Genomic DNA, 12,464 nt, shown 5'->3' with positions numbered 1-12,464 from the left:
CGTCCTTTCTCGAAACTCGTGCGTCGTTCGGTTACGCGGCGAGCGGCACTATCGCGAGCCGTTCCCGCGCCTCGTCGGAGTCTTCGCAGTTCAGCACGGTCCACCCATCGGTTGTGAGTTCCAGAGTGTAGTCTTCGGTGGCCAGGTAGACCTTCTGCCCGTTGTTGAGCGCTTCGCGACCGTTGAACGTGAGATGGTCGATCTCGTCCACGAACTTGGGGTGGCGTCCGGCCCCGGACATCAGGAAGCAGACGCGTTTCGCGCCGCTCAAGATGTCGATGAAGCCGCCGCACCCGATCAGGCGGCCCCCGAGCTTCGAAACGTTCACATCGCCCGCAGCATTCACCTGCCCGACTCCCATGAAGGCGATATCGACGCCGCCGCCCGTATAGAAATCGAACTGCGCACTGTGCGAGATGATCGCGGACGGGTGCTGGGCCGCGCCGAAGTCCGTGCCGCCCATCGGGACACCGCCGTAGACACCCGACTCGATCGACATCGTGACTTCGGAGAGCAGCCCCTTCTCGGCGAGCGCGACACCGATCGTGTCACCCGGGATACCGGTGCCGACGTTGATGATGTCACCCGGCTCGACGAGATCAGCGCCCCGGCGCCCGATCGCCATGCGCTCGGGCGCGACTTCGCGGGATCCGAGCAGCTCGGTGAGCGCTGCATCCGAGATCACGCCGCTGATGAGTCCGGCGTCGTCGACCACCGAGTCCGACTGGCGGTGGAACGCGGCGGCGTCACTCGTCACGACGACGTAGTCGACGAGGGCGGCGGGCACGGTGACGTCGCGCGGGAGGATCTCCCCATCCTCGACGACCTCCCGCACCTGGCAGATGACGATCCCGCCGGAGTTCCGCGCCGCCTGCGCCAGGGCCAGCGCATCGAGCCCCGCGGCTTCACCGCTCTGGGAGATGTTGCCGTGCCGATCCATCCGGGTGCCGCGAAAGATCGCGACATCGACCGGGAACGTCTTGTAGAGGAGGTGCTCCTCGCCGCTGAGCGACACCTTCTCGACATAGGCCGAAGGATCGAGCGCCCGCTGCGCGCTCGCGTTCACCCGAGCACCCTCATGGTCCGGGTCGACGAAGGTTCCGAGACCGACACGGGTCAGATTGCCCGGGCGACCCGCGGCGATCGCGTGCAGCAGATTCGATGCCTGACCCTGCGGCAGGCAGACCCCTTCGACGCCATCGTCGTTGATGAGGGTGCCCATACGCGGCGCGAGTCCCCAGTGCGAACCGACGATCCGGCGGAGAAGCCCGGGCTCGGCCCAGCGCTCCATGCCGATCTCGCGGTTGGACTGGCCGGAGATGTGGAACAGCGTGAGTCCCGACGGTGATGACGTCTCCAGGTACGAGCGCTGGATCGCCGCGTAGACCTCGTCGGCGACCCCCATCAGGGTGAACCCGTCGGTACCGACGGTCTGCCCATCCTGGATCAGGTCGGCGACAGCCTCGGCCGGGATGATCCGGGGGCTCATATCTGGTACCCCCCGCCGACCTCGAGCACCTGGCCGGTGATGTAGGACGCTTCGTCGCTCAGGAAATATGCGACGGCGGCGCCCACGTCCTGGGGCGAGCCGGCACGACCCAGCGGAATCTTGCCCAACTGCGCCTGGTAGACCTTCTCCGGCAGCGCGTTCGTCATCTCGGACTCGATGAAGCCCGGGCAGATCGCATTGGCGGTGACGTCGTAACGCGCGAGCTCCTTCGAGAGCGTGAATGTCAGGCCCAGGACACCCGCCTTCGCCGCGGCGTAGTTGGCCTGGCCGATGTTGCCCTCCCACGAGGCGGACGAGATGTTGACGATGCGCCCCCGCTTGTTCTCGCGAAGGTGGCGAGCGGCCGCACGGCTCACGTAGAAGACCGCGGACAGATCCACTGCGAGCACCTGATTCCACTGATCATTGGTCATCTTGTGGAGCATGGCATCGCGGTTGATGCCCGCGTTGTTCACGACGCCGTACAGGCCACCCGGCCGCGCAGCGAGCTCGTCGATCACCTGGTCGACGCTCTCGCTGTCGGTCACGTTCAACGCGATGCCCTCGTGCTCCGGGCCGAGTCGCGCGGCGGTCGCTGCGGCCTGCTCCGCGTTGACGTCGGCGATGACGACTGCAAACCCGCGAGCTGCGAGAGTCTCCGCAATGCCCGCGCCGATGCCGCGGGCAGCTCCTGTGACCAACACGGTCCGTAGTGGTGAACTCATGTTCTTGTTCTTCCTTTCGGGGTGCAACCGCAGCTCGTGCCGATTCGTACGGAGTGCGGAAGCGTAATGGTGTCTGCGGGTCGTTCGGGATGTTCGATGTGGTCTATCAAGAGGTCGGCGGCGCTCTGCGCCATGTCGCGCCGCGGCTGCACGATGCCGGTGAGGCCCACCATCGGCGTGGCAGCGATGTCGATGCCGTCGAACCCCGAGATCGCAACGTCCTCGGGAACCCGAAGCCCCATGTCGAGCGCCTGGCTCATCACGCCCAGCGCGAGAATGTCCGCGCCGCACAGGATGAATCGCGGTGGGTTGGAGGACGACAGGAGCGTCTGGGCCGCATCTCGACCGCTCTGCAGCGACAGCGGCGCGCTGATGCGCAGCGCTCCGGGAATGGTGACGCCGGCCCGGAGGGCTTCGGCGACGAATCCTTCCTCGCGACCTGACGAGGCTGACGAGGTTCGAGGGCCGATGACGGTCGCGATCGGCCAACGCTGGTGGCCGAGCGCGTGACGCATCATTATCGCGGCGGAACTCTGGTCGTCGATCCCGACGAAATTGGCCTCGACGTGCCGAAACTTGCGGGAGAGCTGCACGAGCGGCACCCGGGCCTGTCGCAGCCGCCGCACCGCACTCGCGTTGTCAGACCGGGCGATCGCCAGCGCGACCCCCTCGACATTGCGATCGAGCATCGCCTCGATCGACCGCGTGAGCGACTCCAGGTCGTCGTGGGTGTGCGATAGGAAGACGTCGTATCCGCGCTGCTGCGCCGCCTCCGAGAACCCGACCGAGAGCTCGGGATAGAACGGGTTCGCGATATTCGAGAGCACGAGTCCGAGAATGCGCTGCCGGTCCCCCCGAGGGTTCATCCCCTCGAGCGAGAAGCCGATCTCGGCGGCGATGGCGAACACGTGCTGCCGCGTCCCCTCAGAGACTCCAGGACGGCGGTTCAGCACGTACGACACCGTGGCGGAGGACACCCCTGCGGCTCGGGCGAGCTGAGCTGCAGAAATGCGATTCTTCGGGCGGACTGCCGTCGCGTTGCGTGTCGACATCTCGAACTTCACCTCCGTTGATTCCGCGTCCCTGGGGTCCCAAGGTAGGTACACTGAAAATGCTTCAGCAACGTTAAGCACTGTTGCCACGCGGTACTACAGGCCCATTAGACCGCAAGACGCGACTTCGGAGTGAAGTTCATTCGAACATTGCTTAACGCTCGGGTTCACGCGCACGATGGTCCTGCAATCAGTGTTCACTGTCAGCGCGGACAGCCCCTCATCACGGCGCTCGCTCGCGAAGCACGCAGCTGACAGAAGTTGAGCTTTTTCGGCCGAAGGGGTCAGTATGAGCGAATCCGAGTTCGTGCTCGAAATGCGGGATGTCCGCAAGAGCTACGGCATTACGCAAGCGCTCAAGGGCGTTTCCGTTGCGTTGCGCAGTGGACGGGTATACGGGCTCGTCGGAGAGAACGGCGCCGGCAAGTCGACCCTCGTGAAGTCGATGTGCGGCGCGGTCCTCCCGGATAGCGGCGAGATTCTGATCAACGGTGCGACCGTCACCATGCGCGGCCCCCAGGATGCGCGGGATCTCGGCGTCAGCACGGTGTTCCAAGAGCTCAGCCTGATCCCGGATCTCTCCCTCGCCGAGAACATCCAGCTGCAGCGCAAGGATGGATGGGTCTCGGGCCGGCGGAAGCAGCTCCGCTATGCGGAGAAGCTCGCCGCGGAGTGGGGGATCGCGTCCATCGATGCCTCCTCCCGGCTTGATTCGCTGTCGCTCCGCGACCAGCAGCTCGCAGAGATCCTCTGCGCCGTCAACCGCCCCCACCAGGTGCTCATCCTCGATGAGCCGACAAGCGCCCTGCTCCCGGCAGATGTCGATTGGTTGGAGGGCGTCATCACGCGAGTCACCGCATCCGGCGGAGCCGTCGTCATCATCACCCACATGCTCGAAGAGATCGAACGCTTCTGCGACGAGATATACGTGCAGCGCAATGGCTTGATCGTCGACAGCGTCGAACGGCAGGCGTACGACCGGACCACGGTCATCGAGCAGATGATCGGCCGATCCTTGGAGTCCGCCTATCCGGAACGGCCGGCCTTCGACCCGAGCGCATCCGTGGTTCTCCGCGCGGAGTCGGTCGGCACGAAGCGGCAGCTCCGTGACCTCGATCTCTCGATCCGGGCCGGTGAGATCGTCGGTGTGGCCGGGCTCGACGGGCAGGGCCAGGAGGAGGTCTTCGAGGTGCTCGCGGGGGTGCGTCGCAGGAGCACCGGCACGATCCAGCTCAATGGAGCTCCGTTCCGCGCGTCCTCTCCGGCCGATGCGCTCCGCCCGGGCAAGGGTGCGCACGGCATCTCACTCGTCCCCGCGGAGCGCAAGACGCTCGGTGCGATCCTCGACATGTCGATTCGCAAGAACATCGCGCTCTCGATCCTGCGGAAGGTCACCACGGGGTTCTGGATCAACGACGCGAAAGAGGAATCGAGGGTGCGCAATCTCATGCGCTCGGTTCAGGTCGACGAGACCAAGATCGACGATCCGGTTCGGTCGCTGAGCGGCGGCAATCAGCAGAAGGTCGTGTTCGCCAAGGCGCTCGCCAACGACAGCGACGTGCTCTTGCTCTTCGATCCCACGCGCGGAGTGGACGTCGGCACGAAGTACGAGATCTACCGCCTGATCTGCGGGTATGCGGAGCAGGGGAAAGCCGTGCTCATGTACTCGACGGAGATTCCCGAGATCGTGAATCTGTGCCACCGCGCGCTCGTGATCTACCGGGGCACGGTCGCAGCCGAGTTCGAGGGCGAAGATCTGCAAGAGCACAACCTCATGTCCGCAGCGATCGGAGCGAGCCGATGAAGCCCCTGAAGAGTGCCGCCCAGCGGCTCGCCGAGAGCGGACTGATCGTTCCCGTACTGTTCGCCGTCGTGCTCATATCGATCTACGCATCGCTCTCTCCCGGGGCGCTCTCGCCGGCGCAGATCAAGTACACGTTGATCAACGCGAGCCTGACTCTCGCCCTCGCGGCGGCGGGTCTCGCCTTCGTGGTGCTCGTCGGCGGCCTCGACATGTCGGCGGCCGGTGTGATCGCGGTGACGAACGCCGTTCTGACCATCAACTTCGGCGGCGACGTCGGGCAGCAGGCGCTGTGGGTGCTCATCTCGATCGCCTTGGGCGCCCTCGCCGGACTGATCAACGGCCTGATCGTCACCACGTTCCGTCTGGAGCCGGTGGTCGTGACCCTGGCCACCGGATTCATCTACTCGGGTCTCGCGCTTCTGATGCTCCCGAAGCCTCGTGGCCTGGAGCCCGTGGAGGGGTTCTCGGTCATCGGGTTCGTCACATCCGACATCGGCGGTGTTCCCGTCGGTCTGCTCGTCATGCTGCTCGTCGTGCTCGGCTGGGTGTTCCTGCGTCGATCACGCCTCGGCGCGCAGCTCATCTCGGTGGGCAGCGATGAGGAGTCGGCGCAGTACTCCGGCATCAAGGTGCGCAAGGTCAAGCTCGTCGCCTTCTCCCTCGCGGGCGCTCTGTACGGCTTGGCGGGTGTCGCTCTCACATCGCAGACGTCCGGCGGAGATTCGCAGATCGGCAGTGCCTATCTGCTCGGCGCCTTCGCCGCGGTGGTGGTCGGAGGGCTCCGGCTCGGCGGGGGCCGCGGTTCGGTCATCGGGGCCATGCTCGGCGCCTTCTGCGTGACGATCCTCGTCAACGTGCTCTTCGTGCTCGGGTTCGCGAGTTTCTGGGGCACGATCGGGCGCGGCGTTCTGCTGCTCATCGCGCTGGGGGTCCAGAGCATCATCGCGGTCACGATTCTGCAGCGGAACCGGCAGCAGTCCATCACTCTCGAAGGAGCCTCGGCATGAATCAGAAAGTGACCTTCGACACCACGGTCCTCGGGGTGCAGCGATCACGTCGGCGGCGTGGACCGCTCGATCTCGGCGACGCACGTCGGACCGTCACCGTCGTGTGGGTCGTCGTCGTCCTGGTGTACCTCCTGATGCTGCTCATCCGCCCGAACCTCGCCGGGATCTCGAGCATGCAGACCATCGTCTCCCTGGCCGCGATCACTGCGGTCGCCGGTCTCGGGCAGGGAACCGTCGTCTTCGGGGGCGGCATCGACATGTCGATCCCCTGGGTGCTCTCCTCCTCGGCGATCCTCTTCACGAGCGTGTCGGGCGGTTCGAACGATCGGTTCCTGCTCGGGGCCGCCGTTGCCGTGCTCTTCGGCGCCGCGATGGGTATGATCAACGGCTTCGGAGTCTCCTTCTTCGGCATCCACCCCGTGGTCATGACGCTCGCACTGAGCGCCATACTGGAGGGCAGCGCCCTCGGCTGGACCGGAGGGGCCGTCACCGGCTCGCCGCCTCCCGCGATCGCGCACTTCATGAAGGGTTCGGCCGGGAGCATGCCCGCCGTCATTCCCGCACTGATCATCCTCACCGTGATCGTGTGTTTCGTGCACCGCCAGACGCGCTTCGGCCGCGAGTACCAAGCGGTGGGCCTCAACCCGGCGGCCTCACGGCTGGCAGGAGTGCGGTCCAAGGGCATCATCATCGCCACGTACATGATCTCCGGGGTCTCCGCCGCACTCGCGGGCATGATGCTCTCCGGGCTCGCCGGCCAGAGCTACCTCGCGATGGGGTCGCCGTACCTGCTCATGTCGGTCGCCGTCGTGGCGCTCGGCGGTGCAGCCTTCGCGGGCGGTCGCGGTCACTTCCTCGGCACCCTCGGCGGCGCGATCCTCCTGAGCATGCTCGTCACGCTGCTCATGACCTTCCAACTCCCCGAGGCCGTGCGCACCATCGTGCAGGGTTTCGTGATCCTCGTTGCCGTGGTGTTCGCGAGCATCGAGTTCCGGCAACGCAGACGGCGGGTCTCCGAGGATCCCGCCGCACCCCATGACCTTCTCCATCAGCAGTAGCAGAAAGGGCAACACACAGTATGAACAAGAAGAGAATCCTCGCGGGGCTCGCGCTTGTTGCGGCAGGCGCGCTGACCCTCGTGGGATGTTCCTCGGGAGACACCGGCGGCGACGCAGCCGGCACGGGCGACGGTTACCGAGTAGCGCTGAGCATGAGCTACTCGGGGAACGACTGGCAGGGAGAGGCCCAGAGCCTGGTGTACGCGGCGGCTGAATCCGACGCGCTCAAGGACAAAGTCGCCTCCGTCGAGACCTTCATCGCGGGCACCGATGCCCAGACGCAGATCTCGCAGATCCAGCAGATGATCTCCGCTCAGTACGATGCGATTCTGATCTACCCGATCTCCCCTACCGCTCTCAACCAGGTGATCAAGCAGGGGTGCGACGCGGGTATCCCGATGTTCACGTATGACGCGGTGGTCACCGAGCCCTGCGCGCACAACGTGACATTCGATCAGGGGGAGTTCGGCAAGGTCGGCGCGGAGTACCTCTCCGATCTGATGGGAAACACCGGCAACGTCGTACTGATTACGGGCGTTGCGGGCACGTCGGTGGATGAGGATCGCACGAACGCGGCCCGCGCGGTCTTCGAAGAGCGCGGCATCAAGGTGCTCGACTCGTGCGCGGGCGACTGGGCCCAGGGCCCGGCCGGCGAGTGCATGAGCCGATTCCTGGCAGCCTTCGACGACATCGACGGCGTCTGGGCGCAGGTCGGCGGCGTCGCCGTCCCGGCCGCGTTTGAGGCCGCCGGTCGCCCCTTCGTGCCGATGATCGCCGAGGCCGAGAACCTCTACCGCCTGCACCTGCAGGATCCCGAGTACGTCGATAACGGCCTCAGGGGAGGATCGGCCGGGTCGCCCCCGTGGCAGAGCGCAGCTGCGCTGCACATGGCCGTTCAAGCGCTTGAGGGTGAAGAGTTCCCCGCGACGATCGACGTCGGCTTCGACTGGGTCACGCAGGAGGACCTCAAGATGTGCGAGACCGGTTCGACCGATGAGCTCGAGGCCGGCTGCAACACCTTCCCCGAGGGAATGGTCTCCGACGGCTTCATGGCCGACTGGTGGCACCCCGAGTGGACCGCGGGTATCGACCTCGACACCCTGCTGGGCATGGACGTGGGGTAGTCCCGTCATTCCTGAGTGGGGGATCGCTTCGGATCCCCCACTCAGCACCGGCGTATTGATGCACTCGAATGGAGCACACTGACCATGAACATTGACATCCTCGTAGATGTGAAAACGGAGCTCGGCGAGGGCCCCCTCTGGGACCCCGAGCTCGAGCGTCTGTTCTGGATCGACAGCAAGAGCGGCAAGGTCTTCCGGTCGACCGCTGAGGGAACCGAGCTCCGGGCCTGGGACACTCCCGGGCTGATCGGCTCGCTGGCACTCCGCGCGGACGCGAGCGGCGCCATCCTCGCCCTCGAGAACGGCCTGCACACGCTCGACTTCGCCACCGGAGATACTGAGCTCATTCTCGATCCCGAGCCCGAGTTTCCTCAGAACCGTCTCAACGACGGCAAGGTCGACGCACGCGGCCGCTTCGTCTTCGGCTCGATGAACAAGAACGAGGACGGGCGCACCGCCGCCCTCTACTCGCTCGACACCGACTTCTCGCTCCGCACGCTCGACGATGGACTCATCGTCTCGAACGGGCCCTGCTGGTCGCCCGACGGATCGATCTTCTACTTCAGCGACACCTGGTCCGGCGAGATCTGGGCGTACGACTACGACCTCGAAACGGGTGACGCACGCAACCGCCGCACGTTCGGCGAGGTGGACACGTCTCGCGGCGGTGGCGCAGACGGCTCGACCGTCGACAGCGAGGGCTACCTCTGGAACGCGCTGGTCTACGACGGCAAGCTCGTGCGCTACGCCCCTGACGGCTCAGTCGACCGCGTCATCGAGATGCCCGTGAAGAAGGTCACCAGTGTGATGTTCGGCGGCCCGAATCTCGACACGCTCTATGTCACCTCGATGTCGAAGCCGCCGCTGCCCCGATTCCCGGACGACCCGGTGCAGCGCGGAAGCGTCTTCGCGATCACGGGCCTCGGCATCCAGGGTCTTCCCGAGCACCGGTTCGGAGCGTAGGCGTGCCCCGGCTCGGCGGTCAGAATTCGCGTCCGGCCGTACTCATCACGGGGGCGGCGCGGGGGCTCGGAGAGGACCTCTCCCGCGGCCTGGCCGCCTCGGGATACACCGTGATCGGCCTTGCGCGCTCCGAGGATGCACTCCTCCGGCTCGCAGGCGAGATCACCGCGACCGGTGGCGCCTTCCTGCCCGTCACGGGTGATGCCCGCGACGCAGGAGCGCTCGATCGCGCGATCGCCCTCGCGGAGTCGGCTCCCGGTGGCCTCTACGGCGTCATCGCGAACGCCGGGGTCGCCGGGCCGACCGCGGCGATCCAGGATGTCTCGGATGATGAGTGGAGCGAGACGTTCGACATCAACGTCACGTCGGTCTTCCGGCTCTGCAAGCTCTCGGCTCCGCGCCTCATCGAGCGCGGAGCCGGCCGCGTGGTCATCATCGGTTCCGTCACCGGGAAGCGGCCGCTCCCCGGACGAACTCCGTACGCCGCGAGCAAGCTCGCGCTCGTCGGCCTGGCCCGCACCCTCGCGACCGAGCTCGGGCCCGATGGAATCACGGTGAACGTCGTCTCACCGTGGCTCCTCGACGGCCCGCGCTTCGACGGAGTGGTCGCCGCTCAAGCCGAGCTTCTCGGCATCCCGGCGGAGGAGGTGCGCACCGATCTGGTCTCGGGCACCGCCACCCGGTCGACGGTGTCTCCGGATGACGTGCTCGCGAGCGTCGAGTACCTGCTGGATCCCCGCAGCCGAAACATCACCGGACAGGACATCAACGTCTCTGCCGGCGCAGTCATGTACTAGAACCCCCCCCTCAAAGGAGCCAAGCCATGCATCGTACGCATATCGAGGATGTCCAGGGCACGCGATTCGGCGCGCCCTACGAACGAGAGATCAAGCATCTCCACACCCCCTGGGGGACCGGGGCCGAGAGCCTGTGGGTGGGGATGAGCGTCGTCCCCGCCGGTTCCGAATCGAATCCGCACATTCACGACGCCCAGGAGGAGAGCTTCTTCGTTCACGAGGGTGTCGGCGAGGTCGTCGTCGACGGCACCCCGGTGCCGGTTCGTCCGGGAAGCCTGGTGGTCGTCGCCGCCGGAGAACTGCACCAGCTCCGCAACACCGGCGAGGTCCCGCTGCGCGTGCTCTGCGCCGTCGCTCCGCCGTTCAGCGCGGATCAGTTCGCCGATGTCCACGACCCGAACAGTTGATCACCGATCGCACCCACCCCGGCAACAACACCGCATCGTCCATGAACACGAGGAGCACCCATGTCCAGCACTGAGGCACAGCCCGTATACGCCGTCGTCGGCAGCGGTTACATGGGGGGTGGGATCGCGCAGGTCCTCGCGCTGGCGGGTGCCGAGGTGCACATCTCGGATCTCGACCTCGCCACGGCGGAGCGCAACCGTGTGCGCCTCATCGCCGAGGCGGAGCAGTTCGTCGCCGATGGTCTGTTCCCCGCCGATGCCGCCGATCTCATCGAAGCGAACCTGCACGCCGACACGCTCGAGGGCGCGGTCGCGCACGCGACGTTCATCGCCGAGGCGGTGCCCGAGAAGATCGAGATCAAACACGCGACGCTGCGCCGGATCGCCGCTGCAGCGCCGGCCGATGCGATCATCGGCACGAACACCTCGACCATTCTCATCCGCAGGCTGGCGGAGCCGGTCTCGAATCCTGAACGATTCCTCGGCGTGCACTTCGCGAACCCCTCGCCCTTCATTCCCGGGGTCGAGATCATCACCCACGCGGGTACCGACCCGGGTGTCGTCGCTCGCGTTCGAGAGATCGTGGCCTCCATCGGCAAGGAGAGCGCCGAGGTCGGTGATGCGACCGGTTTCGTGATGAACCGGCTGCAATACGCGCTGTTCCATGAGGCGACGCAGCTCGTCGAGGAAGGGGTGGCGGGGCCGGAAGAGATCGATACGATCGTCCGTACCAGTTTCGGCTTCCGGCTGCCGTTCTTCGGGCCGTTCGCCATTGCCGACATGGCGGGGCTCGATGTGTACGCGTTCTGCTATGCATCGCTCCAGACGGAGTTCCCCGAGCGCTTCGCCACCCCGGCGAAGCTCACGGAGCTCGTGGCGTCCGGCAAGCTCGGCACGAAGAGCGGTGGCGGGTTTCTTCCCATCCCCGCGGAGCGGACCGCGGACCTCATCTCATATCGCAACCGCGCCTACGTCGGTCTTCGCAAGTTGATCGATGAGCTCGGCCCGGCGCCGACCGCCTGATCCGCACGGCTTCTCCATATTCATTCTCACTCCCCGAAGGCATTCGTGAACGCGCAATTTCCCACTGAACGAACGGTCGTGCTCACTGGCGCGGCCAATCCCGGCGGCATCGGCCGGGCAACCGCTGACTTCCTCGCCGCGCAGGGGTGGCATGTCGGGATCATCGACATCGATGCCGCTGCCGCTGAGCAGGCCGCTCTCGAACTGAGCGCCACCTACGGGGTGCAGTCGACCGGAGTCGGCGCGGATGTCGCAGACCGCGCCGCAGTGCACGCCGCCGTCGACCGGCTCGAGGAAGCCCTGCCGCAACTCGTGGCGCTCGTCACTTGTGCGGGCGTTTCGTCTCCCGTCCCGTACCTCGAGCTGAACCCCGAGGAGTGGCACCGAGTCATGCGGGTGAACCTCGACGGCACGCACTGGGTCACGCAGCGCGTTGCAGCGTCGCTGGTACGCAACGGGGTGGGCCGTATCGTCGGCATCTCATCCTGTTCCGCACAGCGCGGTGGCGGCACGTACTCGAAGACGCCCTATTCATCCTCGAAAGCCGCGATCATCGGTCTCATGCGCTCTCTCGCCCGTGAATTCGGGCCGCACGGCGTGACCGCGAACACGGTGTCGCCCGGGCCCGTTGACACCGAGTTCATGGGCGGCAAACTGACTCCGGAGCGCCGTGAGCTCATGGCGGCTGACGGGGTTCTGCCGCGGATCGGAACCCCGCGCGACATCGCGGCAGCGGTCAGCTATCTCATCAGCGAGGACGCCGGCTTCGTGACCGGCCACACGCTGAACGTCGACGGCGGGCTGTACATGCACTGAATCTCGACGATGTAGAGATACGTTGCTCTCAGGCCTATTGCTCGAGCCCGAGTTCGGGCGAGCGGAGACCGTACTCGTGGCGCAGCGCCGATCGTGCGGCGTACCAGCCGGAGAGGCCGTGCACCCCGGGGCCCGGGGGCGCCGAGGAGGAGCACAGGTAGATCCCCTTCGCCGGGGTGCGCCAGGGGTCGACGGACGC

12 protein-coding genes and 1 pseudogene are annotated in these 12,464 nt (G+C 66.2%); 9 read left to right on the top strand and 4 right to left on the bottom strand.

Translation table 11 applies throughout. The features are described from left to right. Window positions 1-31: 31 nt before the first annotated feature. Genes AMS65_RS16095 through AMS65_RS16085 form a run of 3 tightly spaced genes read right to left on the bottom strand, consistent with a single transcriptional unit; the run spans window position 32 to window position 3,266 of the window. Window positions 32-1,489: a malonate decarboxylase subunit alpha gene (locus AMS65_RS16095; protein ID WP_053385199.1), complete on the bottom strand. Its 1,458-nt coding sequence runs from the start codon at window positions 1,487-1,489 to the stop codon at window positions 32-34. Further along, window positions 1,486-2,193, bottom strand: a complete 708-nt coding sequence (gene fabG / locus AMS65_RS16090) for a 3-oxoacyl-ACP reductase FabG (RefSeq protein ID WP_241489480.1) — start codon at window positions 2,191-2,193, stop codon at window positions 1,486-1,488. Before fabG ends, AMS65_RS16095 begins: the two co-directional genes overlap by 4 nt. Before the next feature lie 17 nt (window positions 2,194-2,210). After that, a complete protein-coding gene (locus AMS65_RS16085) occupies window positions 2,211-3,266 on the bottom strand; it encodes a LacI family DNA-binding transcriptional regulator (protein WP_075201049.1) in 1,056 nt (351 codons plus the stop codon). Between the two features lie 289 nt (window positions 3,267-3,555). Between AMS65_RS16085 and AMS65_RS16080 the strand changes: the two genes are divergently transcribed. The 9 genes from AMS65_RS16080 to AMS65_RS16040 all read left to right on the top strand — a co-directional run bounded on the left by AMS65_RS16080 (window position 3,556) and on the right by AMS65_RS16040 (window position 12,265). Further along, window positions 3,556-5,070 (top strand): sugar ABC transporter ATP-binding protein, encoded by a 1,515-nt coding sequence (locus tag AMS65_RS16080; protein WP_053385196.1) that lies wholly within the window; start codon window positions 3,556-3,558, stop codon window positions 5,068-5,070. Next, entirely contained in the window at window positions 5,067-6,077 is a 1,011-nt protein-coding gene (locus tag AMS65_RS16075; protein WP_053385195.1) for an ABC transporter permease, read from the top strand. The genes AMS65_RS16080 and AMS65_RS16075 overlap by 4 nt, the downstream gene beginning before the upstream one ends. Then, entirely contained in the window at window positions 6,074-7,135 is a 1,062-nt protein-coding gene (locus AMS65_RS16070) for an ABC transporter permease (protein ID WP_053385194.1), read from the top strand. The genes AMS65_RS16075 and AMS65_RS16070 overlap by 4 nt, the downstream gene beginning before the upstream one ends. 20 nt (window positions 7,136-7,155) lie before the next feature. Then, entirely contained in the window at window positions 7,156-8,259 is a 1,104-nt protein-coding gene (locus AMS65_RS16065; protein WP_053385193.1) for a sugar ABC transporter substrate-binding protein, read from the top strand. A gap of 84 nt (window positions 8,260-8,343) precedes the next feature. Continuing rightward, the gene (locus AMS65_RS16060; RefSeq protein WP_053385192.1) at window positions 8,344-9,222 is read left to right on the top strand and encodes an SMP-30/gluconolactonase/LRE family protein; all 879 of its coding nucleotides are present in this window, start codon (window positions 8,344-8,346) and stop codon (window positions 9,220-9,222) included. 2 nt (window positions 9,223-9,224) lie between these two features. Further along, window positions 9,225-10,019, top strand: a complete 795-nt coding sequence (locus AMS65_RS16055; protein ID WP_053385191.1) for an SDR family NAD(P)-dependent oxidoreductase — start codon at window positions 9,225-9,227, stop codon at window positions 10,017-10,019. A gap of 26 nt (window positions 10,020-10,045) precedes the next feature. After that, on the top strand, window positions 10,046-10,426 hold the full coding sequence (locus tag AMS65_RS16050) for a cupin domain-containing protein (RefSeq protein ID WP_053385190.1): 381 nt from the start codon (window positions 10,046-10,048) through the stop codon (window positions 10,424-10,426). Between the two features lie 60 nt (window positions 10,427-10,486). Beyond that, complete coding sequence (locus AMS65_RS16045; protein ID WP_053385189.1) at window positions 10,487-11,449, top strand: 3-hydroxyacyl-CoA dehydrogenase family protein; 963 nt, start codon at window positions 10,487-10,489, stop codon at window positions 11,447-11,449. Window positions 11,450-11,527: 78 nt separating this feature from the next. After that, window positions 11,528-12,265, top strand: coding sequence for an SDR family NAD(P)-dependent oxidoreductase (locus tag AMS65_RS16040; RefSeq protein WP_241489479.1), 738 nt, complete (start codon window positions 11,528-11,530; stop codon window positions 12,263-12,265). Window positions 12,266-12,299: 34 nt separating this feature from the next. On the opposite strand, the pseudogene AMS65_RS20405 reads toward AMS65_RS16040, so the two are convergent. Continuing rightward, window positions 12,300-12,464 (bottom strand): annotated as a pseudogene (locus AMS65_RS20405) (dehydrogenase); the annotation flags it as partial.

Source organism: Leucobacter celer subsp. astrifaciens (assembly GCF_001273835.1).
In the GTDB taxonomy this organism is placed as follows: Bacteria; Actinomycetota; Actinomycetes; order Actinomycetales; family Microbacteriaceae; genus Leucobacter; species Leucobacter celer.
This window is presented reverse-complemented; position numbering and strand designations above follow the sequence as displayed.

Excerpts from the sequence above, each read along its gene's own strand:
- AMS65_RS16095 (WP_053385199.1), bottom strand. The coding sequence starts at position 1,489 with ATGAGCCCCCGGATCATCCCGGCCGAGGCTGTCGCCGACCTGATCCAG.
- AMS65_RS16085 (WP_075201049.1), bottom strand. The coding sequence starts at position 3,266 with ATGTCGACACGCAACGCGACGGCAGTCCGCCCGAAGAATCGCATTTCT.
- AMS65_RS16080 (WP_053385196.1), top strand. The coding sequence starts at position 3,556 with ATGAGCGAATCCGAGTTCGTGCTCGAAATGCGGGATGTCCGCAAGAGC.
- AMS65_RS16075 (WP_053385195.1), top strand. The coding sequence starts at position 5,067 with ATGAAGCCCCTGAAGAGTGCCGCCCAGCGGCTCGCCGAGAGCGGACTG.
- AMS65_RS16070 (WP_053385194.1), top strand. The coding sequence starts at position 6,074 with ATGAATCAGAAAGTGACCTTCGACACCACGGTCCTCGGGGTGCAGCGA.
- AMS65_RS16065 (WP_053385193.1), top strand. The coding sequence starts at position 7,156 with ATGAACAAGAAGAGAATCCTCGCGGGGCTCGCGCTTGTTGCGGCAGGC.
- AMS65_RS16060 (WP_053385192.1), top strand. The coding sequence starts at position 8,344 with ATGAACATTGACATCCTCGTAGATGTGAAAACGGAGCTCGGCGAGGGC.
- AMS65_RS16050 (WP_053385190.1), top strand. The coding sequence starts at position 10,046 with ATGCATCGTACGCATATCGAGGATGTCCAGGGCACGCGATTCGGCGCG.
- AMS65_RS16045 (WP_053385189.1), top strand. The coding sequence starts at position 10,487 with ATGTCCAGCACTGAGGCACAGCCCGTATACGCCGTCGTCGGCAGCGGT.